This is a genomic window from Limnothrix sp. FACHB-881 (genome assembly GCF_014698135.1).
Classification (GTDB): Bacteria; Cyanobacteriota; Cyanobacteriia; order CACIAM-69d; family CACIAM-69d; genus CACIAM-69d.
On the sequence record NZ_JACJSN010000006.1, the window covers coordinates 1 to 22828 of the forward strand.

The following is a 22828-nucleotide window of genomic DNA, read 5'->3' on the forward strand; positions in this document are numbered from 1 at the left end:
TTCTCAGGACGCTATCGCAATCGTCGTCGCCGTTTTGGCTTGAGGCTTCATCTGCTGGCCGGGTTGCTCAACTACCAGGCAACACATCCAATTTGATTCGTGCAAGAGGTCTATTGACGATTGGTTTTTGAAGTCCCGATCGACCGCCCGATCGACCGCCCCAACATTTCCCCCTGAGCACCCTCGGGAATCCTGAGGGGATGGGCGAAACAGCCAAATCACAGCCAAATCGGCGACCTTGTGGGTGGCATCGATCAACGAAGACAAGGGACTTAAGCCCCTTGCCCTGATGGCTACTAGCCCCTTGGCAAGTCCTTTGGCAAGTGCCCCAAGTTACTGCTCAGGCATCCTCTTAGAGCATCCTATTGAGCCGGTGGTGCAGCATCGGGAGGATTAAATCGATAACCAACTCCGCGCACCGTTTGGATAATTTGGGTTTTCGCGCCTGCACTTTCCATCTTTTTGCGAATTTGACCAATGTGGACATCAACAACCCGCTGGTCGCCCACATAGTCGTAATCCCAAACTCTTTGCAAAAGTTCTTGGCGATTCCAGACCCGTCCTGGATGATTGGCCAAAAAATGCAAAATATTGAACTCTAAGGCCGTTAGGGTAATTAATTGATCATCAAGGGTGACTTCGTGGCGTTCCGGATCGATGACTAAGCTGCCAAAATTAAGGGAAGGTTGCGGTAAATCACGCGGAGAATTGCCCCGCCCCCGCTTGAGAATGGCACTAACGCGCACCCCTAATTCCATCAAGCTAAAGGGTTTTGTCAAGTAATCATCTGCCCCTTGACGAAACCCTTTAATTTTATCGGCTTCATCGGAACGACTGGTGAGCATCAAAACGTAGACACCCGTTTTGGCTTGCATTTCCCGACACAGTTCGTACCCTGTTGCATCCGGTAGATTGACATCCAAAATCACCAGATCGGGTTGAAACTTTTCAAAGAGCGCTAAGGCCGTCTTCCCGTCAGGAGCCGACTCCATTTGATATTGCTGTTTGCTTAAGAAGCGATGGATCAACTTTCGGATCGCTGGATCGTCATCCACAACCAGCAGCTTTGGAGGCGTGTCAGTCATCGCTTTGAAGCCAAGATAATCGGCAGAGAAATATTATGGGGCCATTGGGGGTGCGACGGTCATCGCGGGGTGGAGATTTGGGTAGCTGTGATGAACCCAAATAAATAGGGGCTGCTCAATTGTGCCCCTTTCACTCAATCAGGTGCAAATCGTTGTCCAACGATCCAACTAAAATTTGTCCAAATTTGTCCAAATAGGATGATTGTCCAAATCATTTGCGGGGCTGATTGGGGTTGCACGCCAGTTTATTGACCCTTTCTACGGGGATCAGGGATCAACCGGATGTGACCAAACGCATTTCTAGCTTATTTGGGCGCTTGATTGCTTGTGGGGGAGTGTTTAGGAAAGTTTTGGACAGTGGGCTGCATGTTATTGCGCGTATTCTATCAAACCGGCACTATTTCACTAACGGTTGTGGCGATTCGCTTTTGACCAACGGATGATTGGCAGATGATTGGCAATTGACGGGCTATCATCCCAAACCCTTGGGAGCTGACTGGTGCAAGGTTTTGGGCCAAGGATCCGACTGGTCTGGCGCAGTGGGTCGATTCTTATAGATCCGGATAGATCCGGACAGATCCCGTAGATCCGGCTGCAGATTCGGCTGATCTGGCGCAAGGCTTGGGGGGGGAGGGACTGGCTCAATGATGAGGACTTGTTGCCAATCCGAACTGCTCAGGTGCCGGTTGCTTAGAATTTAGACTAGATTTAAATAGTGTTTTCACGGTATTAGGGCGATCGCCAAGTGCCGCGATCATGCAGTGATCACTAAAACAGTACTGAACAGATAGCGTCGAAGGCGCTGTTTCACTCGATCGCCGCCAAGAGACTAGCCCCACCCAACGCATGAGCAACCCGAACCCCTACGAACAGCTTGGCGTGACCGAGGATGCGTCTTTTGATGAGATTCAATCGGCGCGCAATCGGCTCCTCAAGGAACATGAAACAGACCGCCAACGGATGGAAGCGGTTGAAATGGCCTATGACGCAGTGTTGATGGATCGGCTGCGGCTGCGGCAGGAGGGACGAATTAAAGTCCCCGATCGAATTCGGTTTGCGGAACAGGACGATCGCCCTGCGCCGGCCGCTCCCCAGCCCAGTCAGCCGCCGCAACTGCCCAATTGGTTAGCGGGGTCGATCGATCAGCCCACCCGTACCGATTGGATCCAGGCCGGCGGCACGTTTTCGGTGCTGTTGGTGCTGGGGTTGTTGAACCCTGGTGGTGATGGTGCACTGCTGCAATTGGTGCTGGCGATCGGGGCAGGGGCCAGCTTGTTTTTCCTCAATCGCAAGGAACGGCGCTTTGGCCGAGCGGTGTTGCTGACGCTGCTGGGGCTGATTGGCGGTCTGATTTTGGGTTCGTTGATCACGGGCCTGATTCCGCCTGTGGTTGGCCTGCGCACGGAGCAGTTGGTGGCGGTGGTGACGCTGATTACCCTTTGGCTCACCAGTTGCTTGCTGCGATGAGCAGGGCGATCGTCATTGCAGACAAGGGCCAAGACTCGGAATTCAAGAGCAAAATTTAATTTAAGGGCAAAATTCAAGGCAAACAGCAACAATCAAGAACCAAAGCTTGAAAGTTAGAGCCAAGCCTTAAAAGCCCAAAATGCCCAGCGATCAGAGATAACCGTTGATCGCTGGGCATTTGCCGTTTAGAGGGGTTGGTTTCTGGTTAGCTCACGGAACGCTCCCCTAGTTGCTAACCTCGCGCACCGTGAGTTGATAGCGTCCTCGCCCTTGGGGATCGTAGGCATTGACGATGATCCGGTAGGTTCCGGTGCTGGGCAACTGCACCACGAGAGCGGCGTTGGTGTTGGTGTCGCTGATGTCGTCGGCATCGGCCAGTTTTTCATCTTGGGGATCCGCCACCATGAGGTAGGGATCAAAGTCATTGCTCTCCAGCAGGATTTCAATTCGTTGGCCGGCCCGCCCATTGAATCGATATTCCTGGTAGGGGCTGTTGTCGGATTGCAGACGGGGCGAACTGGCGGTTAGGCTGCCGGCATCTTGCAGGATGAGGGAGCCGGCCTGTTGTGTACCGGACTGCGTGCCGGGGTTGGTGGCGGCGGGGCCACCCGATCGCGCCCGCAGGGTATAGCGTCCTTGTTGGTTGGTGGCGGCGGTGTTCACAAACACGGTGTACAGGCCGCTGCTGGGCAGGGTGGCGGTGACGCGGGCGTTGGTTTGGCCACCGCTGTCGTCGTCCTGGGCTAACTCTTCTCCTTCGGGATTGAGCACGATCAGGTAAGCATCGAAGTCGCCGCTGGCCAGGTCGATCGTGACTTGGTTGCCCGCTTCGCCCGTGAAGGTGTAGATGTCGTAGAGGGTTTGGTCTTGGCTCAAAACCCGATCGCCCTCGGCCAGTTCGCCGGCCAGGGGCTGATTATTCAGAGCCAGGGTGGTGACGGGGATGGAGGGGCGCAAATCTCCCGATCGCGCCTTGGCCAGGAAGTCCAACACGCGATCGGTGGAGATGGCGAAGCCAATGCCGATGTTGCCACCGCCGTCGCGATCGACATAGATCGAAGTGTTGACCCCAATCAGTTGCCCTTTGCTGTTCAGGAGTGGGCCGCCGGAGTTACCGGGGTTGATGGCCGCGTCGGTTTGAATTAGCCCTTCAATGTTGTCCAGGCGGCTGACAATGCCCACGGTGAAGGTGTTTTGGAATTTGCCAAAGGGATTCCCGATCGCGAAGGCCCGCTGCCCCACTTCTACGGAGCCGGGCGGCGCAATGGGCACCACCGGCAACCCACTCGCCCCCCGCAACTTCAGCATGGCGAGGTCTAGGCTGCCTTCCGCAAATCCCAGAATATCCGCCTCAAATTTTTGACCATCGGCCAACACCACAGTCACGGGGCTGGCGGCATCATCCACCACATGGGCGTTGGTCAGAATCAGGCCATCGGCGCTGACGATGCTGCCGCTGCCGGTGCTGCTGCTGGTTTCGATCGACACAACGGCAGGGCTGGCGGTGCGATAAACCCGCACATTCACTTCTTCATCACTGTTGCCTTGGGCCCGGTGACCGGGAACCACGGGGCGCAACGGCTCGATCGACTCGTTCGCCGGGCCTAGCCGTCCTGCGTCGGGGGGCATTTGCCGCGCTGCGACGGGACTGGCCGCCCAGCCAATGGAGCCGATCGAGAGGAGGATCATTCCTCCCAGCCCCCAGAGGGCATGGGGAAGCCGATATGGCGGCATAGGCTGCGATCGCTGATTGATACTCATGGCCCCAAACCCTTCTGCAACGATGGTCACAACGTGGTCACAACAAAACCGCCAGCGCCGGGCCCCACTGGTGGGTGCGCTGGCGTTGGCATTGTACTTTTCTTGAACTTAGCAGACCGATCGGGAGATACCGATGCGATCGCAGACAAATCCTGTCTTGGTTTCTGTCTTAGCGGCTCGCTGGGTTGGCGGTTGGAAGCTGAAGAACGTGAGGTTAATCAACCGAAAATTCACTCAGGAACGGGGCCCAAAGGGGGCTAGTCCCGATCGCCATTGGTCGATCGCCTGAGCCAAGGCGGGCCGTACCTGCTGCCAAACGCCCGCCCAATCTCGGGGTTGGAGCTGACGAAACAACCGAGCCGTGGGATACCAAGGGCAATCAGTGCGATCGAGCATCCAGCGCCAATTGGGCATCTGTGGCAACAAAATCCAGGTGGGCAAGCCCAGGCCGCCTGCCAAGTGGGTGACAGAGGTGTCAACACAAATCACCAAATCCATTTGGGCCACGAGGGCGGCGGTGTCGGCAAAATCCCGGAGTCGATCGTGCCAGGCCTGGACTTGCGGAAATTGGGCGATCGCCCCGGCATCATGCCCCACTTGCAAGCTATGCAGTTGCACCTCCGGGCAATTCAGATGCTCCACAAATTGGGCTAGGGGAATCGATCGATTGTGATAGTCCCGGCGGCCGTCGCGATTGGCTTGGTAACCACTGGCCCAGGCAATGCCCACATGAAGTCGATCGCACCGAAAGGTAAAGTCCTGCTCTGGTCGCCAGTCCGTGGCCTGGGCTGACAGGTAAGGAATCGATCGGGGAATGGCCGCCAAGCTGGGCGTGAACACCTTGGGCAGGCTCAGGAAGGAAATTTGCCAATCGAAGGCCGGCAGGGCCGCCCCTTGAACCACCACTTGCGCCACCCCTGGCAGGGCCGCCAAAATTCGGGCCGTGGGCTGCGGCGACTCCACCACCACCCTCGCGCCCCGAGCCGCCAACAGGGGCAAATATCGCGCCAAGTGCAAAATATCGCCCAAACCACACTGGGCATAGACCAAGATGGTTTGCCCCGCGATCGGCTCCCCATTCCAGGCCGGTTGCTGGAAGGGCCGCCGGGGCAAAACGTTGGGCCAGCGCCATTCAAATTCCGCAAAGCCCCGTTCATAGTCGCCTTGGTGTAACCAAAGGTTGGCCCGTCCCCAGTGAACATCCGCTTCATCGGGTTGATGGCGGAGGGCGGCTTCGTAGCAGTCGGCGGCGGCGGCCAATTCCGCCAGCTCAAAGTGGCAATTCCCGATCGCCCCCAGGGCCCGCGCCTGCACACCGGGATCGGGCGGAGCCAGGGTCAGTCCCCGTTGGTGGGCGGCGATCGCCTCCCGAAATTCTTGGCGATAAAAACAAACCCGTCCCAACTGGAACCAAGCACCGGGATAGTGAGGATCCAATGCCAACGATCGCTGAACCGCCGCATAGGCCAGCTCAGGATCGTCCCCAGCTTCGTGATCGAGCGCAATCCAACTTTGCAGCAGGTGGGCCAGGGCGCGATCGGGGTTGCGTTGCAAGGCCTGCTCGATCGCCGCCGCTGCTTCCGGCCACCGACATTGCTGGCAAAGACTTTGGGCCAGGTAAAGATGTAAGTCCGGTAGCTCAGGGTTAGCCTGAATGGCTTGCTGATAGTGCTCGGTGGCCGTTGCCCAATCCTGTTGTTGCAGGGCAATGGTGCCCCGATTAGCCCAGACTTCTGCCCAATCGGGTCGATAGTGCAAGGCCCAGCCATAGGCGCGATCGGCCGCGGCCCACTGACCTTGCCCCTGCAAACCATTGCCCAACCAGCGGTAAGGCTCTGGCCGATCGGGAATCAGCCGAATGGCCCGACGGGCCTGCTCGATCGCCCCTTGGGCCTGGCCCTGTTGCCAAGCCGCCTCGGCCGCCACCAAGGCCTGGTCAAACTCCGTCACCAGCATTTTCAAGGCGATCGGGGGTGCAGTTTTGGGGGTGATTGCTCCGATCGTTTCTTCCTGTCTGGGGGCTGTGGTTTCGCCTGCTTGCATGGATCTCCTCGCATCTCCTCGCATCCGCCCGCGTCTGGCTGCTGATAACCGGGCTGGCTCAATCTAATGGGTTAAATCGGGCTGGTTAAATCTAGTGGGGTAAATCTAGTGGGGTAAATCGGGCTGACCGAACTTGATCGCTTGGATTTTCTTGATCGCTTCAATTGGCTTGATGGAATCTGAATTGATCGAATTTGGCTGATGGCACGACACCTGCTCCAGGTCACGGTTTAGGGCCTGGGTTTCCGGATCCCGCTGCAATCTCGGCCGCCGGAACTCGCGATCGGGTCAGCCATCCGGTGTTTAATTGAACCCGGTTTGCATAACCCGATCCCCCTGAGATCAATCTTTCAAAACTTCACAGGAGTTTGACCCATGAGCCAGCTCGATCCCGCAACCATCATGAAGCAACAAGTGGCCCGGGCCGCCGTGGCCCGCGTCAAGTCGGGAACCGTCGTGGGGTTGGGCAGCGGCTCAACGGCGGCCTTTGCGATCGAATATTTGGGCGATCGGCTCAAGTCCGGTGAACTCACCGACATCATCGGCGTGCCCACGTCGTTCCAGTCGGAAGTGCTGGCCAAGCAGTTTGGCATTCCCTTGGCCACGCCCAACGATGTGGATCGGATTGATGTGGCGATCGACGGGGCCGACGAAGTGGATCCGCAAAAGAACCTGATCAAGGGCGGCGGCGCGGCCCACACCCGGGAAAAAATTGTGGACTGCTTGGCAGCGGAATTTATTGTGGTGGTGGATGCCAGCAAATTGGTCGATCGGCTGGGAACCACCTTCCTGTTGCCCGTGGAAGTGTTGCCCATGGCTTTGGAGCCGGTGAAGCGGGCGATCGTCGCCCTGGGTGGTGAGCCGCAATTGCGGATGGCCGTCAAAAAAGCCGGCCCCGTGGTGACGGATCAGGGCAACTTGGTTCTGGATGTGAAGTTCCCCAACGGCATTGACGATCCCGCCACCTTGGAAAAAGCCCTGAATAACATTCCCGGAGTCCTGGAAAACGGCCTGTTTGTGGGAACCACAGACTGCGTGCTGATTGGGGAAATTGTGGACGGGGAACCGCAAGTCCGCCAAATGTAGGATGAATGCCGTCTGGGCTAGATCGGGGTGGGTAATGCCCACCCTGCTAGTGAGTCAAGGTCTAACTGAATGCCCGACTCAGTAACTGGCTGAATGTCTGCCCCATCGCTAACCAATTCATAGAAATTCATTAGCCGCTGAACAACACTCGAACGATTGAAGGGCCCGCGATCGCCATCATGGTCAATTCTGTCGGTCAAAATCTTTGCCAATTGCAGGATAGAAAGATGATTAAATATCTGTGCGATCGCTAATTACTCCTAAGTTGGGTCTTGTGCGCGATCCTTGCCCGAATGTCTACCTGTTTCGGTCATTCGGCAGAATGACAATCCAGTCAAAATTGAGCGCAGAGTGAAGCGCAGGGTTGAGTGCCAATGCCATCTGCAACCACTCAACGCAAGAGATCATGGCTCCTCAATTTTGCTCTCCCCCTCGCACGTTTAAGCCCATGGTGCAAGCTCACACGCGAATGTTGGATCGTTCAGTTCCCCAAGCCGTAAAAGCCGCAGTCATGGTCATTGGCGGCGCAGAAGACAAGATTCACGGTCGTGAAATTCTGCACGCCTTCTTTCAGCGATCGGGCGGAACCGGTGCCAGAATCGCCATCATTCCGAGTGCTTCGCGGGAGCCATCGGTGATTGGCAGCAAGTACCGCATGATTTTCGAGAGCATGGGAGCCGAGTCGATCGAAATTCTTGATGTGCGCGATCGCGACCAAGGCTCCAACGAAAGCTATCTGGAATATGTCTACAGTTGTACGGGCGTGTTCATGACCGGCGGCGATCAGTTGCGGCTGTGTGGCCTGCTGGCGGAAACGCGGCTGATGGAAAGCATTCTGGAGCGGGTGCGGCGACGGGAGATTTCCCTGGCCGGAACCAGTGCCGGGGCGGCGGTGATGGGCCACCACATGATCGCGGGCGGTGGCTCGGGCGAGTCCCCCAATCGATCGCTGGTGGATATGGCCACGGGGTTTGGTGTGTTGCCCCATGTGATTGTGGATCAGCACTTCCACAACCGAAATCGGATGGCGCGGCTCTTGAGCGCTGTGTCCTTGCATCCCGATCGCCTGGGCATTGGTATTGATGAAGATACCTGCGCCTGTTTTGAGGATGACGGTTCGATCGAAGTGCTTGGTAAAGGCACGGTCACCATCATTGACCCGGGCGACATCACCTACACCAATCAATCCCTAGTGGGAGCCAACGATCCCGTTAGTCTGCATCACCTCCGCCTGCATGTGCTCAGCTACGGCGATCGATACTCAATTCCCATGCGGCGTGTGGTCAGCACCGGGCAACCGCGCTAGTCGTTAAACCATTTCCGTGATCTTCCGTGATCTAACGACTTTCGCGCTCCTGGGCTAAGCCAACCGAAAGAGCACTGTTCAAAACCACAAAACCCAGCCTCAGTGATGCACCGGGGCTGGGTTTTGCGTTTGAGCTTTGAAATCTTGACCCGATCGCGCGAACCGGCATTGAACGGGCAGCGAATTGAGAATCGAGGATTGAGCCGATCGACGTTGGGCTAGCCACCGATGAAATCGGCAAACGCTGTTCCAAGTTGCCTACTTATCGGCCCCTTGCAACCGCAGCAACAGGAAACCACCGCCCAAGCCAATCAAAATCAAGGTGAATGCCAAAAAAGCCGTGCTAAAAATTTCGCCGCTCATGGTGTTATTTCGGTTTCGGTAACGTGCCTCGCCATTGTATCAACGCGCGTAGGACTGGGACTCGAATTGAGACTCGAATTACGGCTTGAATGGCAGCTTGAATAGTGGCCCGAATTGAGACTTGGATTCAGCCCTTTGCTGGCCTTCCCCGCGAGCCGACTGGTGGCCTGGCTGGCCACCCAACCCAGCCAAACTTACGGTGCGCTGCGAATCAACAGAGCGGTGCTTTCCTTTTGGGTTGCCAAAATAGTGCCCTGCAAGCGAGCGTTTTCCAAGCGGGCATTCGCCACATTTGCCCCATGTAACTTGGCAAACCGCAAATCGGCATTGGTCAGGTTGGCCCCGGCCAAGTCAGCCCCTTCCAAGCTGGCGCGGCTGAGGGAAGCATTGTGTAAATTCGCATCCCGCAAATTAATCCCCGCCACATCCATCGGCACATCCATGTTGCCGTAGCTGGCCTGTTGCCACCGCAGCAACCCGGCCATGGTCTGGCGAGCATTGTTCAGGTTGGCCCCAGCTAACTGGGCCCCTTCCATGTTGGCTCCCAACAGGTTGGCATCCTGGAGATTCGCCGAGCGCAAATCTGCCAGCACCAATCCCACCAGGGTCAAATCCGCCTGTTGCAGGTTGGCTTGGGCGAGCTTAACTGCGTGCATCCGCGCCTCGATCGCGCTGGCTCGGCTCAAATTAGCGGCCGTCAAGTCCGTGCGCCACAGTTTGGCTCCATTCAAATTCGCCCCTTGCAGGTTAGCCCCAGCCAGATCAAGATCAGACAGGTCAGCACCACTCAGGTCACAATTTGCGCAACTTTTGGTTTCCAGCAGTTGGCGCACATGGGCAGGGTTTTCCGCAACGCTCGGGAGCGCCGTCACTGCCAATGTGCTGGCGAAGAATGCAACGCCCGCCACTACTTTCGTCAACACTTGAACTGAATTCATTGCGCCTTCCCCTCGTTCAACCTGCCTCTAATATCTAGGATAAATTGGGTGGGGGCGGTGACCGCTTGCTGTTGCGGAATGCGATCGTTACGCTTTAATACGCCGGCCGCCATTACAGAGCAATGGTGATCTCGATCGCACATCCCATCAAATACCCTTGGTTTCCATTGACTCGCGAAATTGTGCGGCAAAAAATCGCGATGTGACAGTTTCTGAACCAGATAAATCAACGGTTCCAGGCTTTAGTTCGGAAATCCGTCCCTACAACCGAAAATCGATTCAGCAGTCGATCGCGCCGATCATCACCACCTCGCTCGATCAAAGCAACTCAACGCTTGCGGGGATCGATTTTGTTAGGATCTGCTGAGAAAAATGATTCCTCTCCAGTAAGAACCCTATTGATTTATCCTGCATTTCAAATTCAAATTTACAGAATGTAAAGAATCGATTGTTGTTTTTACGCAACTATGATCGATTGGGTTAAACGTTGTTGCCGACTTTCAACTATTGATCTGAGTGTCGATATTAAGTGTCGATTTGAGTATTGATTACGATCGCGGATCAAGTGCCGACTTAGCGATCGACCCCATATCCACCCGATATTCACATCCCAGCGATCGGGTCTGGGCCAAAGTATTGCTTAAAGGTCAATTGGAATATTGGCTAGAGTCTGCATTGGAGAAACATCAAGTTTCGATGAAGATTCTTGACAGTTGCGCAACAATAGCTGACTGCCTTGGCCCATGGTTCTGTTACGGTCTGCCCCAAGGGCGGTAGGCTAAATGCGGGCGATCGCCCCTAGCGTCTTCCTGGCGACTGAACCGTGACTAAGCTGATTATTCAGATTCCCTGCTTCAACGAAGAAGAAACCCTGGGCATTACGCTCCAAGCCTTGCCCCGCGAGGTGCCCGGCTGCGATGTGGTGGAGTGGTTGGTGATTGATGATGGCAGCGTCGATCGCACCGCTGAGGTGGCTTTGGCCCATGGGGTAGACCACGTTGTGCGACTGTCCACCAATCAGGGACTGGCAAAGGCGTTCATGGCCGGTTTGGATGCTTGCCTGAAGGCCGGAGCAGACATCATCGTTAATACCGATGCGGACAATCAATATTGTGCCGATGACATTCCGGCGCTGGTGTTTCCAATCCTGGCCCATCAAGCAGAGATGGTGATTGGGGCCCGCCCGATCGCGGAAATTGAGCATTTCTCGCCCGTCAAGAAGGCCCTGCAACAGTTTGGCAGTTGGGTAGTGCGCTTGGCCAGCGACACGGACATTCCCGATGCGCCCAGCGGTTTTCGGGCCCTGAGTCGGGAGGCGGCTCTGCGGGTCAATGTGTTCAATGGCTATACCTACACCCTGGAAACGATTATCCAAGCGGGGCAACAGGGAATCGCAATTGTTTCCGTGCCGATTCGCACCAATGGCTACCTGCGCCCCTCGCGCCTAGTCAAGAGCATCCGCAGCTACATCCAGCGATCGATCTTCACGATCCTGCGGATTTTCATGACCTACAAGCCCCTGCGATCGTTTCTGATTTTGGGGACAGTTCCTTTCTCAATCGGGGTGTTGCTGGGAATTCGCTGGCTGCTGCTTTACTTTGGCGGCTCACCCCGGGCCCACGTGCCTAGCTTGATCCTGGCGGCGATCGGGATTTTGGTGGGGGTGCAGCTCTGGATTTTGGGATTGGTGGCGGATTTGCTGGCCGTGAACCGCAAAATGCTCGAAGACATCCAACTGCGGGCCCGCCGGGCAGAAATTGAAGCCGCCCGCCAAGAAAGCGATCCTCCGGTTAGCGGCCCCCTGGCTTCGCTATATCCCATGCACGACAACCGTTCCAGCCGCTAAAGTGACCTTGCATCACGTCGCATCACGGCAAAATTTGATCGACTGGCGGATCAATTGGGCGCAATTGGGCGCAATTGGGCGCAATGATTTGCAACGATCAGTTGACGAGCTTCAAAAAGCCTGCTAGATTAATCACCCGTGTTCGGAATTTCACTGCGACACCCAACCGGCCCGGTTGTGCTTGCAGTCCCCAACACCACCTCATAGCCCCCAACAGGGCGATGGGGGTCGCTAACTCAACGGTAGAGTACTCGGCTTTTAACCGATTAGTTCTGGGTTCGAATCCCAGGCGACCCATTTTTTTCAGAATCCACAGTCCCCAAAATAGTCTTCAGAGATAGTCTTCAGATCCTGTCTTTGGGATCCTGCTCTGGATTGAACTGCCTGGATCTTCCACAATCCGCCATGCCTGCACAACGCCCCAAGGGCTGGTTTTGGGCGATCGAGTCGATCGGGAGATCAAGTCACTTTCCACAACTCCCTGCCACAACTCCCTGCAACTCAGGATTTTCCACGGGCCAGAATCGCCCGAATCCTTTCGAGATCAGGTCTCTAGGCTTGGTCGATCGGGCGCTGGGTCAATTCGAGATCTCCAAAACCGCCAAATCGCCGAAATTTTAATTCTTGCTTCCAGAAAAACAGAGGGGCTGGCAACAATTGTTTTAAGATTAGTGCCAAGCACTCGACCGGCCGAGAGTTATCGAGGCATCGATATAAATCTATCTTAGGAGGATTCCTATGGCGCTCGTACCCATGCGGCTTCTGCTCGACCACGCGGCAGAAAATGGCTACGGCATTCCTGCCTTCAACGTCAACAACATGGAGCAGATCCAAGCGATCATGCGGGCAGCCGATGAAACCGATAGCCCCGTGATCCTGCAAGCGTCGCGTGGTGCTCGTAACTACGCTGGCGAAAACTTCCTGCGTCACTTGATCTTGGCAGCTGTGGAAACCTATCCCCACATCCCCATCAGCATGCACCAAGACCACGGTAACGAGCCGGCCACCTGCTACTCGGCCATCAAAAACGGCTTCACCAGCGTGATGATGGATGGCTCGCTGGAAGCTGATGCGAAGACCCCCGCGAGCTACGAGTACAACGTGAACGTGACCCGCGAAGTGGTGAAAGTTGCCCACTCGCTGGGTGTGAGCGTGGAAGGCGAACTGGGTTGCTTGGGTTCGCTGGAAACCGGCATGGGCGAAGCAGAAGATGGTCACGGCTTTGAAGGCAAGCTGGATCACTCCCAACTGCTGACCGACCCCGATGAAGCAGCCGACTTCGTGGAAAAGACCCAAGTGGATGCTCTGGCAGTGGCGATCGGCACCAGCCACGGTGCTTACAAGTTCACCCGCAAGCCGACCGGCGAAATCCTGGCCATCAGCCGCATTGAAGAAATCCACAACCGTCTTCCCAACACCCACTTGGTGATGCATGGTTCGTCTTCGGTTCCCGAAGATCTGCTGGCGCTGATCAACCAATACGGCGGCACGATCCCCGAAACCTACGGCGTGCCCGTGGAAGAAATCCAAAAGGGTATCAAGTGCGGTGTGCGCAAGGTGAACATCGACACCGACAACCGCTTGGCGATCACCGCTGCGGTGCGCGAAGCCCTGGCCGGCAACACCAAGGAATTTGACCCCCGTCACTTCCTGAAGCCCTCGATCAAGTACATGCAAAAAGTGTGTGCCGATCGCTATAGCGAGTTCTGGACCGCTGGCAACGCTAGCAAGATCAAGCAAGTCTCGGTGGACGAGTTTGCTCGCAAGTATGCCAAGGGCGAATTGGTGGCTAAGGCTGCTGCCAAGGTCTAAAAGGTTCGATCGGGAAGTTGGGTGATGGATGATTCAAAATGAATCGGGCGATCGCCCAACTCTGCCTTCGATTGAGCACTGATTGATCATTGATTGAGCACTAATTGATTACTGATTAGTCATTAATTGGTCATTGATTAATCACTGAATTTTTGACCCAAAAATGACAATAGCGGTGAAGCCAAGTGCCTCGCCGCCATTTTTTTGTTGAGGGGGGTTGCCTTTGGGTTATTGGCCCTTGGGTTTGTGGCTTGGGTTGATTGTTGATGTCGATCGGCCAACAGCAACAAGCTTAATGAACCGGAACCACCCAATCGTTATGGCCCGTCAGGTTGCCGCCTTGAATGTGGTATTGCATGGTGTCAGCAATGGCGTTGTTTTCATCACAAAAAACAACGGGAGCCGTGAAGGGTCGATCGCTCAAGCGATAGGCGATCGCTAAACATTTGTCGCCCACTTCTCCCAACCGCGCAGAACCACCATTGAGCGTAAATTCGCCCGGCCCGGCGGGAATGGCGTAGGTGACCCAACGTTCACCATTGCGCAGATTAACCAAATGCACTTGCTCATAGGCTTCAATGCCAGCACGCTCCATCAACGCCGCATCAATGCCGACGCTGCCGTTGTAATCCACACTTTTGTCGGTGACGCGGATACCGTGAATTTTTCCGGAAACAAAGGTCTTCATTAAAGAAGCGATAAGAGAAGGATTGCCGATGATTATTTCAGAGTCTTTCCTGTTTCAGGGCCTTTTAGTTGACAGGTTCTGAGGAGTCGATCGGGGCTAGGCCAAAACGGGTTCGTTGATTGGCTCGTTAATTGGCTCGTTTGGTTGTTCTGATTCTGGGCCGATCGCGCCGAATTCGGCTTCGTGGCGTTCAATTTGGGCAATGGTGCGATCGATCAGGGCCACCCCTTCGGCGGCCGTTTCAATTCGGCAGAGTTGGCCGCGCAACTCCGCCGCCCCATAGAACCCCTTGGCATACCAGGTCATGTGCTTTCGGGCCTGGCGAACACCCCGATCGCCCTTGTAAGCGGCCAACATGGTCAGGTGTTCTTGGGCACAACGCAACCGCTCGATCGGGCTGGGCTGGGGGCGCAACTCGCCGGTTTTCAGGAAATGGTCAATTTCACCCACCAAGAACGGATAGCCCATGGTTCCCCGCGAGCACATCACCCCATCCGCGCCGGTTTCCGCCAAACAACGCACCGCAGCCTCCACGGAAAAAATATCCCCGTTGGCAATGACCGGCACGGAAACCGCTTCCTTCACCCGTTGGATCCAAATCCATTTGGCGGGGCCGTTATAGCCCTGGGCCCTGGTGCGACCGTGAACGGTCAGCATGGCTGCGCCGGCCGCTTCCATCCGCCGGGCAAAATCCACGATGTTAATTTCGCTTTCGTTCCAGCCAATCCGTGATTTCACGGTGACCGGCACGTTCACCGCCGCCACCACGGCCCGCACGATCGCCTCGGCCGTTTCTGGGTCGCGCAACAGGGAAGAACCACCACCGTTTTTGGTGATTTTGTTCACCGGGCAGCCCATGTTGATGTCCACGGTGTCGGCCCCTTCTTCAACGGCCATTTGGGCCGCCTCGGCCAAAAATTGCGGGCGACAGTCAAACAGTTGAATGCTGATGGGACGCTCTTCGGCGGAAACCTCCATGATTTGCGGAAGCTGCCGTGCGTAGTGCAACCCGGTGGCGTTCACCATTTCGGTGTACATCATCGAGCTGGGTGCATAGCGCCGCACCAAACGCCGAAAGACCAAATCCGTGACACCAGACAGGGGCGCTTGCAACACGCGGCTCTGAAGGGTGACGGAACCAATTTGGAGTGGTTCGGCCAAACGGGCTTTGAGTTCAGGGGATAGGGTCAACATGGGCGATCGAAAGGGGCGATCGAGGCATTGGTCACCGGCTGCAACCGTGGGCAATGCGACCGGGACAGGAAACCGTGGCTGAGGGATGGGGAATTTCCCCTAAAAGTTGGCTTTTGAATATCGTCTAGGAAATATCGCCTCAAGAGGATGTCTGGAAAGTGTCTTTCGACACGGGCCAAGCATCAACCGTCGCGGGGCAAGGGGCTTAGGGCCTGTCGTTATTTCCATCGCCGTAGGGGTTGGGTCTCCCAACCCTAACCCGGGCGATCGCCACAACCCTGTCCACCCCTGGGAACGCCCAAGGATCACGGGAACCGGGCGGGGCAACCCCGCCCCTACGACTGATTGGTTTGAAGAACGAGGTCATCAGGGTTTCAGGAAATTTGGCGACAGGCCCCAAGTCCCTTGTTGACGTTGATTGATCAGGCCCGCAAGGTAGCCATTGGGGCTGTTCAGACATTCCCTAAGCATCTTTTTTAAAATCTTTCTTTAAGAATACATGGGAATTTGATCGCCCTTTCTGGAAATCGAGCGGCGGCGACAGGGCCTTAGATTGGCACTGTTGCCAAGGGTTCAGCGCTTCGTGGGGGCCCCAGCGGGCGGCAGTTCTCCACCGATGACGGTCGATCGCTCAAAGAGCAACTGTCGAGCGCGGGCGGCTCCCAATTCTCCATAAACCCGCAAGGTGTAGGAACCGGGCGGCAAGGGGCCGATCGTGCCGGTAATTTGGTAATCGCATAGACAGCGACAATGTTCCCCCTCATTGCGTTCCACGACGGTGATGATCGATTGGCCGCCTTCGCGATCGAGGGAGCGATCAAGCACAAAAGCCGCACAGCAGGTGTAGGTCAAATCATGGCCAAAGACCAGCGTTCTACCTTCGGTGCTGATGGCGATGTTGCTGACCAACTCTCGTCCCAAGGCCAAGGGGGAACGGGTCAACCCCTCGGATGCCCCACTTTTGCAGGTTAGGGCCCGAGCCGCCGCCCAAAGAGGCGCAACCGCAGGCGATATCGAGGCATCTTCGCAACCGGAAACCGAATAGTCAAACTTCAGCTCACGATCCGAGCCGGGCGCAGTCACCCGGGGCGCAGGCTGAGGTTGCCCAACCCGGTCGATCGCCCCCGGGAGTGCCTGGGCCACCGCCGATCGCCCTTGATCAATCGCCTCAATGGCCAACAGGGCCACACAACCCAGCACCACAGCCCAGCCCAAGGGTGATCGGGAGGGCGATCGCTGGCCCGATCGGTCACGCGATCGATGAATTTGTTGCATTCCCCCAATCCTCCCTTGCGCCTCGTGCAATTTACCAGTTCCCGATCGCCCCAATACTCCACTTATTCATGGCTGCCCGTCGCCATTCCGCCAGGGTGGCCAACCAATCTCGCTCGATCGCCCCAGGCTTCCGCAGTCAAACATCAAACGGGCTGGTTTGGGATCTGGCCGGCGCTGAATCGGGCTGGTCTTGGATTTTGTCTAGGATTTGCTCCAATCATAACGAGCACCCCCAAGCCGGAGTCATCCATCAAAGCAGTTGCCACCGCGTCCTGAACCGGTGCATCGTGCAGGTTAATGAATTGACCGCTGGCTGACCCGAGCGATCGGAATGCTGAGATTAATTATTAACGATTGTTAAGAATTAATTGAGTGCTTGACACTTCTAGAGGAGTTCGCTAATTTAGATATCGCGAAAGGCGCGGACGGCAAGCAGAACGCGAGCGAAACGCCCACAGCAAAAGAACTCAAGCGATGGTAAAGTAAGTTTACCGAGCCTGAGCGCTCCGAGCGAAAGCTCAATGATACGCCCCCATCGTCTAGAGGCCTAGGACACCTCCCTTTCACGGAGGCGACGGGGATTCGAATTCCCCTGGGGGTATCAAAAACAGAACTGACTGACGAGCTGGATCACACCAGAAGTTAGAAAGGGTTAAGAGTTGAGAGCCTGTCGTAGTCACGACAAGCTCTCGATTTATTTTGGGGTTTGCGGTCAGGTGCTGGGTGCAGTGCAAAACCGCTCGATCGCCCGCCCTGACCCAATTCCAACGCGACGAAATCGGAGAAGGCAAGGGGCTTAAGCCCCTTGTCTAGGGCGGCGGCGACCGTTGAGGTATGGAAACAACCATTTCAGCTTGATTCCAGGAAATGGCGATCGACCCTAACGCCTTTACAGAACCGCGCCGAGTTGTCGCTCCAGTTTCCGAATCAGGCCCGCACGACTGACCACGGTGGCCGTTTGCCGCTCGATGCGCACAAACACACGCCCCGAAAACCACTTGCGCCAGGAAGCGCGTTCATAAACCTGGATGCCGGTGCGATCGCCCAGCACGGTTGTGGGATCCACCGTCACAAATTCCCAGCTCGTGAGCAGTTGCTCCAGTTGCGTTTGCAGATCATTGCCCGATCGCACCGTCAGCTCCAGCGAAGCCGTGCGGTTGAAATAAGCCCCCAACAGCCCCAACACTAGCCCGATCGGCAAGGCTGTTTCGATCGCCTCCAGGCCCAACCGTCCACCAAACAGCAACGGCGCACTCGAGAAAGTGGCCACCACCGTCGCCATCACGGTGTAGTAGACAAATGTGAACAAAAATCCTGGCCCCTGTGGCATGGTCTGGCGACTCCGTACAACGTTTCCAACACAATTTCCCACCCAATTTAGACGCGATCGCCCGCCAATCAAACCCCGATCGCGATTCTGTGGCTTTCCCCAATTGATCCTTTCCCCAGTCGATCCCCGCCCGGTTTTCCAGCCAATGGCAGCCAAGGCAAAATGGTAGGATGAAACCTCAGCGCCAGCTCCACCACTGGCCAAGCTAGGGGTGTCTGGGATCCTTGCCCAGGCTGAGAACACACCCTTAGAACCTGATCCGGTTCAAACCGGCGTAGGAAAGCTACTTTTTTGAGGAACCAAATATGTTGCGTAGCGAATGGGTTGCCAAGCGTCGCGGTCAAGAAAACGTGTCGCAAATGCACTACGCACGTCAGGGCATCATCACCGAAGAGATGCTCTACGTTGCCCAACGCGAAAACCTCACCCCCGAACTGATTCGCGACGAGGTGGCCCGCGGCCGGATGATCATTCCGGCTAACATCAACCACCCCAACTTGGAGCCGATGGCGATCGGGATTGCCTCCAAGTGCAAAGTCAACGCCAACATCGGCGCATCGCCCAACTCCTCCAACCTGGCCGAAGAAGTGGCCAAGCTGGAACTGGCGGTGAAGTATGGCGCAGACACCGTGATGGACTTGTCCACCGGCGGCGGCAACCTGGACGAAATCCGCACGGCGATCATCAACGCCTCTCCCGTGCCGATCGGGACTGTGCCGATCTACCAAGCCCTAGAAAGCGTCCACGGTCGGATCGAAAACCTGACCGCCGATGATTTCCTGCACATCATCGAAAAGCACGCCCAACAAGGTGTGGACTACATGACGATCCACGCCGGGATCTTGATTGAGCACCTGCCCTTGGTCAAGAGCCGGATCACCGGCATCGTGTCGCGTGGCGGCGGCATCATCGCCCGCTGGATGCTGCACCACCACAAGCAAAACCCGCTCTACACGCACTTCGACGACATCATCCAAATCTTCAAGAAATACGATGTGTCCTTCAGCTTGGGCGACTCGCTGCGTCCCGGCTGTACCCACGATGCGTCCGATGAAGCGCAATTGGCCGAGCTGAAAACCCTGGGCCAACTGACGCGCCGCGCCTGGGAGCACGATGTGCAGGTGATGGTGGAAGGCCCCGGCCACGTGCCGATGGATCAGATCGAGTTCAACGTGAAGAAGCAGATGGAAGAGTGCTCCGAAGCGCCTTTCTATGTGTTGGGGCCGCTGGTGACGGACATCGCACCGGGCTACGACCACATCACCAGTGCGATCGGGGCGGCCATGGCCGGCTGGTATGGCACGGCGATGCTCTGCTACGTCACGCCCAAGGAGCACCTGGGCTTGCCGAACGCGGAAGACGTGCGCAACGGTTTGATCGCCTACAAGATCGCGGCCCACGCGGCGGACATTGCTCGCCACCGGCCCGGTGCGCGCGATCGGGACGATGAACTCTCGGCAGCTCGCTACAACTTCGATTGGAACAAGCAGTTTGAGCTGTCCCTCGATCCGGAGCGGGCCAAGGAATACCACGACGAAACCTTGCCGGCCGACATCTACAAAACCGCTGAGTTCTGCTCGATGTGTGGGCCCAAGTTCTGCCCGATGCAAACCAAGGTGGATGCGGATCAACTGACGGAACTGGAGAAATTCCTGGCCAGCGAGGCCGCGAAGAAAGACTTGGTGGCGGCTCCGTAAGGGTCAAGCACAGGATTGATGGGTGGTTCGATCGAGCCGCCTAACTAGCCAGGGGTGGGATTTTCCTACCCCCTTTTTTATGGGTTTTGGGGAGGCGTTGCGGCTCAAAAGGTCGGTTTCAAGCACCATGTTGAAGGCGGCGGCGTTTTTGAAGGCAGCCCAGAGGGTTTACTGCCAAGTGAAATCTTGGATCATCACCCGGTTTTGCAGTTTGGCGGCGGTTGGCGAGGCGACGTTGCAGGCTTTCCCAGGTGTAGGTGTGGGGTGTTTGGCTGCCTTGTCACTGACTGCAATTTCAGGGGATCAGGACTTCATAGGTGAGGCGATCGTAGCTGCGGTTAATTTTGTCGAGTTCGTGACCAACAATGGTCAACAGTCGGCGTTTGTTGGAGCCAGAAACGCGAATGGTGATGTTGGCTTCGGAGTAGCGATCGTCTTCAATAACTTCGGCGCGGGCGGAACCGTTGGTAATCACCATGCCATGTTTCCAGACGCAGAAAGTCTTCTCAATTTTCTCAATTTGTTCGTGGAGCGCCAAGATCAGTTGCGGGAAAATGGCTTTGGGTTTGAATTGGTAGCGATAGCTGAGGATTAGGTTATCGGTGTTGTCCCAATCATAATCAAGGCGTTCTTTTTCAAGCAGTTGAGGGGCAATGTAGCGACCTTGGCAACCGGGAATTTCATAGCAAAGGGCAAACTCCTTCATCAGTTGCAAGAGTGCGTTGCGTGTTTGCGATTCATTGCTCTCATCCCACAGTTGTTCAAGGGTGTCGTCATTGAAGCGGCCAAAGTTGGCTCTAACTTCTTGGTTATCAAGAATTTTGTAGAGCGAAACAGTAGCCCATTCAGGTCTGAGAATCAGGAATCTCTTGAGGGATGGGACATTTTGAAAATGTAGACAGATGCCCAAGTCGTGCAGAAATTGGCTGGCAGCTAGCATATCTGCTTCGGTGCTGAAGCCATTTTTCCGACAAAGATCGAAATAGTCCCCGAGTTCTAGAATGTTGCGGCTTTGGGAATAGTTTTCAATGACGGTGCGAATGTTAGCCCAGTGAGCGGGAATGATTTGTTGAACGTGATCAAGGCTGCTGAGATACTGTTGAATTTTGGCGCGAATGGTGTCTAGTCCACGATTGGTTTCTAGGTTGAGGCTGAGGGATTCTTTGAGGTTGCTGAATTCGCCGCGTAGGGTGCGATCGTCGGGCTTGCATTGGCGATCTTGTTTTTCATTTCTGATGATGAGCAGTGGGTTATTATCGCCAAAAGTTTCTACAACATTTAGCCAGTAATAGAAGTTGGTTTCATCTTTTTGATCATCGACCACCAGCAAATACAAGGAGCGCTTAGTTAGGAAAAATTGGTGAGTGGCGTGGTAGATTTCCTGACCGCCAAAGTCCCAAATATTGACGCGCATCGGTGTGCCATCTAAGTGGGAGATTTCCCAGGGCAACACGTCAATTCCCTCAGTGGATTTTTCTTTAGGTTCGAGTTGACAAGTTGCGTCTTCGAGCTTTCTGACGAGACTAGTTTTACCTGCGCCGCCTTCACCAAGGATCAACAATTTGGCTTCGTAGAGGGGTTTGGGGTCACGTTGGCTATTGAAATAAAAATCCAGAATAGTTTGTGACTCGTAATAAAGACTCCATAAATTTTCAGACAACTGTTCTTGTCTACATAGAATTTCTGGAGGAATGGGTAGAGGATTTCCAGACAAATCTAGATGTTCGAGGTTTGGTAATTCTCGAATAGATGCTGGCAACTCACTCAGATGGTTATCGCGAAGGTCAAGATCTGTCAAATTTTGCAGTTGTGCGATCGCCGCTGATAGCTCTCTCAGTTGGTTATAGCTGAGGTTAAGCATAGTTAGATTTTGCAATTGCGCGATCGCCGTCGGTAGTTCCCTCAATTGGTTATCGCCGAGGTCAAGCGATGTCAGATTTTGCAATTGTGCGATCGCCACTGGTAGCTCGCTGATTTGGTTGTCGCCGAGGTAAAGCGTAGTCAAACTTTTCAATTCACTGGTTGCCGCCGGTAGTTCTCTCAATTGGTTATCGCGGAGGTCAAGCTCTGCCAAATTTTGCAGTTGTGCGATCACCGCTGGTAGCTCGCTGATTTGGTTGTTGCCGAGGTCAAGCGATGTCAGATTTTGCAATTGTGCGATCACCACTGGTAGCTCGCTGATTTGGTTGCCGCTGAGGTCAAGCGATGTCAGATTTTCCAGTTGTGTGATCGCCGCTGGTAGCTCACTGATTTGGTTGTCGCCGAGGTCAAGTAATGTCAGATTTTCCAGTTGTGCAATCGCCGCCGGTAACTCTCTCAGTTGGTTTTCGCGGAGGTCAAGCTCTGCCAAATTTTGAAGTTGTGCGATCGCCGCTGGTAGCTCACTCAGTTGGTTTTCGCAGAGGCTAAGCGTAGTTAGATTTTGCAATTGCGCGATCGCCGCCGGTAGCTCGCTGATTTGGTTGTTGCCGAGGTGAAGCGTAGTCAAACTTTCCAGTTCACCAATTGCCGTCGGTAGCTCACTCAGTTGATTGTCGCGGAGGTCAAGCAATGTCAGATTTTTCAGTTGCGAGATCGCCGCTGGTAACTCGCTAATTTGGTTGTAGCTAAGGTCAAGATTTGTCAGATTTTGCAGTTGACCAATTTCGGGCGGCAGCGTCGTTAATTGATTGCCCTTCCATTTTTCGGTTTCCTCGTCCCACTTTCCTAAAATCAAAACCTGAAGCTGAGTTAGCTCACCAATTTCCGGGGGCAACTCCACCAAATCCAGCCCCGCCAGATCCAGTTCCGTCCAGCCCTCCGCTTTCGCCCGCTCCAGCAGCGCCAACAACTCCGCTCGTTCCATGCCGCCGCCCCCTCACATCACCGCTCCAATTGTAGGAGCCTATCCCCTAAGAATGTTGGGGATATGGGAGCAATGCCGCAGAGAAACTAGCA

General features: G+C 55.4%; 17 protein-coding genes, 2 tRNA genes and 1 riboswitch. Of the genes, 9 read left to right on the forward strand and 10 right to left on the reverse strand.

Annotated elements, in window-relative coordinates; genetic code table 11:
• Nucleotides 1–362 precede the first annotated feature (362 nt).
• Nucleotides 363–1085: a response regulator transcription factor gene (locus H6G52_RS07435; RefSeq protein ID WP_099533157.1), complete on the reverse strand. Its 723-nt coding sequence runs from the start codon at nt 1083–1085 to the stop codon at nt 363–365.
• A gap of 846 nt (nt 1086–1931) precedes the next feature.
• On the opposite strand from H6G52_RS07435, the gene H6G52_RS07440 reads away from it, so the two are divergent.
• Complete coding sequence (locus H6G52_RS07440) at nt 1932–2552, forward strand: CPP1-like family protein (protein ID WP_099533156.1); 621 nt, start codon at nt 1932–1934, stop codon at nt 2550–2552.
• A gap of 225 nt (nt 2553–2777) precedes the next feature.
• On the opposite strand, the gene H6G52_RS07445 is transcribed toward H6G52_RS07440, so the two are convergent.
• Nucleotides 2778–4343 carry a trypsin-like peptidase domain-containing protein gene (locus tag H6G52_RS07445; RefSeq protein WP_190527465.1) on the reverse strand — a complete coding sequence of 522 codons (1566 nt, stop codon included), beginning with the start codon at nt 4341–4343 and terminating at the stop codon, nt 2778–2780.
• A 204-nt stretch (nt 4344–4547) separates the two neighbouring features.
• The gene (locus tag H6G52_RS07450) at nt 4548–6356 is read right to left on the reverse strand and encodes a tetratricopeptide repeat protein (RefSeq protein WP_190527467.1); all 1809 of its coding nucleotides are present in this window, start codon (nt 6354–6356) and stop codon (nt 4548–4550) included.
• A gap of 375 nt (nt 6357–6731) precedes the next feature.
• Here H6G52_RS07450 and rpiA point away from each other — a divergent pair, with 375 nt between their 5' ends.
• Entirely contained in the window at nt 6732–7442 is a 711-nt protein-coding gene (rpiA, locus tag H6G52_RS07455; protein ID WP_099533153.1) for a ribose-5-phosphate isomerase RpiA, read from the forward strand.
• Between the two features lie 448 nt (nt 7443–7890).
• Entirely contained in the window at nt 7891–8748 is an 858-nt protein-coding gene (locus tag H6G52_RS07460; RefSeq protein ID WP_099533151.1) for a cyanophycinase, read from the forward strand.
• A gap of 258 nt (nt 8749–9006) precedes the next feature.
• Here H6G52_RS07460 and petM read toward each other — a convergent pair whose 3' ends face one another.
• Together petM and H6G52_RS07470 are read right to left on the reverse strand one after the other, a co-directional pair.
• On the reverse strand, nt 9007–9111 hold the full coding sequence (gene petM / locus H6G52_RS07465; RefSeq protein ID WP_099533150.1) for a cytochrome b6-f complex subunit PetM: 105 nt from the start codon (nt 9109–9111) through the stop codon (nt 9007–9009).
• A 194-nt stretch (nt 9112–9305) separates the two neighbouring features.
• Complete coding sequence (locus H6G52_RS07470) at nt 9306–10034, reverse strand: pentapeptide repeat-containing protein (RefSeq protein ID WP_370567683.1); 729 nt, start codon at nt 10032–10034, stop codon at nt 9306–9308.
• A 172-nt stretch (nt 10035–10206) separates the two neighbouring features.
• Between H6G52_RS07470 and H6G52_RS07475 the strand changes: the two genes are divergently transcribed.
• From H6G52_RS07475 to fba, 4 genes are all read left to right on the forward strand, one after another.
• On the forward strand, nt 10207–10416 hold the full coding sequence (locus H6G52_RS07475; RefSeq protein ID WP_190527469.1) for a hypothetical protein: 210 nt from the start codon (nt 10207–10209) through the stop codon (nt 10414–10416).
• A 456-nt stretch (nt 10417–10872) separates the two neighbouring features.
• Nucleotides 10873–11895, forward strand: coding sequence for a glycosyltransferase (locus H6G52_RS07480; RefSeq protein WP_190355929.1), 1023 nt, complete (start codon nt 10873–10875; stop codon nt 11893–11895).
• Nucleotides 11896–12120: 225 nt separating this feature from the next.
• Nucleotides 12121–12192: transfer RNA gene (locus H6G52_RS07485), tRNA-Lys, on the forward strand.
• Nucleotides 12193–12633: 441 nt separating this feature from the next.
• The gene (fba, locus tag H6G52_RS07490) at nt 12634–13707 is read left to right on the forward strand and encodes a class II fructose-bisphosphate aldolase (protein WP_099533146.1); all 1074 of its coding nucleotides are present in this window, start codon (nt 12634–12636) and stop codon (nt 13705–13707) included.
• 292 nt (nt 13708–13999) lie between these two features.
• Here the strand turns inward: fba and H6G52_RS07495 are convergent, their stop codons facing one another.
• The 3 genes from H6G52_RS07495 to H6G52_RS07505 all read right to left on the reverse strand — a co-directional run bounded on the left by H6G52_RS07495 (nt 14000) and on the right by H6G52_RS07505 (nt 16864).
• Complete coding sequence (locus H6G52_RS07495; protein ID WP_190355930.1) at nt 14000–14395, reverse strand: aspartate 1-decarboxylase; 396 nt, start codon at nt 14393–14395, stop codon at nt 14000–14002.
• A 96-nt stretch (nt 14396–14491) separates the two neighbouring features.
• Entirely contained in the window at nt 14492–15589 is a 1098-nt protein-coding gene (dusB, locus tag H6G52_RS07500; RefSeq protein WP_190527641.1) for a tRNA dihydrouridine synthase DusB, read from the reverse strand.
• Nucleotides 15590–16162: 573 nt separating this feature from the next.
• Nucleotides 16163–16864: a hypothetical protein gene (locus H6G52_RS07505; protein ID WP_190527471.1), complete on the reverse strand. Its 702-nt coding sequence runs from the start codon at nt 16862–16864 to the stop codon at nt 16163–16165.
• A 528-nt stretch (nt 16865–17392) separates the two neighbouring features.
• Here H6G52_RS07505 and H6G52_RS07510 point away from each other — a divergent pair.
• Nucleotides 17393–17465, forward strand: a tRNA-Glu gene (locus H6G52_RS07510).
• 288 nt (nt 17466–17753) lie between these two features.
• On the opposite strand, the gene H6G52_RS07515 is transcribed toward H6G52_RS07510, so the two are convergent.
• Nucleotides 17754–18194 carry a hypothetical protein gene (locus H6G52_RS07515; RefSeq protein WP_099533142.1) on the reverse strand — a complete coding sequence of 147 codons (441 nt, stop codon included), beginning with the start codon at nt 18192–18194 and terminating at the stop codon, nt 17754–17756.
• Nucleotides 18195–18391: 197 nt separating this feature from the next.
• Nucleotides 18392–18492, forward strand: a riboswitch (TPP riboswitch).
• Between the two features lie 10 nt (nt 18493–18502).
• Here H6G52_RS07515 and thiC point away from each other — a divergent pair.
• Nucleotides 18503–19891, forward strand: a complete 1389-nt coding sequence (gene thiC, locus H6G52_RS07520) for a phosphomethylpyrimidine synthase (protein ID WP_099533161.1) — start codon at nt 18503–18505, stop codon at nt 19889–19891.
• A 295-nt stretch (nt 19892–20186) separates the two neighbouring features.
• Here the strand turns inward: thiC and H6G52_RS07525 are convergent, their stop codons facing one another.
• On the reverse strand, nt 20187–22736 hold the full coding sequence (locus tag H6G52_RS07525; protein ID WP_190527473.1) for a COR domain-containing protein: 2550 nt from the start codon (nt 22734–22736) through the stop codon (nt 20187–20189).
• Between the last annotated feature and the right edge of the window lie 92 nt (nt 22737–22828).

What these genes read in the sequence shown, in the direction of transcription:
- H6G52_RS07515 (WP_099533142.1), bottom strand. Translation starts at nt 18,194, where the DNA reads ATGCCACAGGGGCCAGGATTTTTGTTCACATTTGTCTACTACACCGTG.
- H6G52_RS07435 (WP_099533157.1), bottom strand. Translation starts at nt 1,085, where the DNA reads ATGACTGACACGCCTCCAAAGCTGCTGGTTGTGGATGACGATCCAGCG.
- rpiA (WP_099533153.1), top strand. Translation starts at nt 6,732, where the DNA reads ATGAGCCAGCTCGATCCCGCAACCATCATGAAGCAACAAGTGGCCCGG.
- dusB (WP_190527641.1), bottom strand. Translation starts at nt 15,589, where the DNA reads ATGTTGACCCTATCCCCTGAACTCAAAGCCCGTTTGGCCGAACCACTC.
- H6G52_RS07525 (WP_190527473.1), bottom strand. Translation starts at nt 22,736, where the DNA reads ATGGAACGAGCGGAGTTGTTGGCGCTGCTGGAGCGGGCGAAAGCGGAG.
- H6G52_RS07450 (WP_190527467.1), bottom strand. Translation starts at nt 6,356, where the DNA reads ATGCAAGCAGGCGAAACCACAGCCCCCAGACAGGAAGAAACGATCGGA.
- H6G52_RS07460 (WP_099533151.1), top strand. Translation starts at nt 7,891, where the DNA reads ATGGTGCAAGCTCACACGCGAATGTTGGATCGTTCAGTTCCCCAAGCC.
- fba (WP_099533146.1), top strand. Translation starts at nt 12,634, where the DNA reads ATGGCGCTCGTACCCATGCGGCTTCTGCTCGACCACGCGGCAGAAAAT.
- H6G52_RS07440 (WP_099533156.1), top strand. Translation starts at nt 1,932, where the DNA reads ATGAGCAACCCGAACCCCTACGAACAGCTTGGCGTGACCGAGGATGCG.
- petM (WP_099533150.1), bottom strand. Translation starts at nt 9,111, where the DNA reads ATGAGCGGCGAAATTTTTAGCACGGCTTTTTTGGCATTCACCTTGATT.
- H6G52_RS07505 (WP_190527471.1), bottom strand. Translation starts at nt 16,864, where the DNA reads ATGCAACAAATTCATCGATCGCGTGACCGATCGGGCCAGCGATCGCCC.
- H6G52_RS07495 (WP_190355930.1), bottom strand. Translation starts at nt 14,395, where the DNA reads ATGAAGACCTTTGTTTCCGGAAAAATTCACGGTATCCGCGTCACCGAC.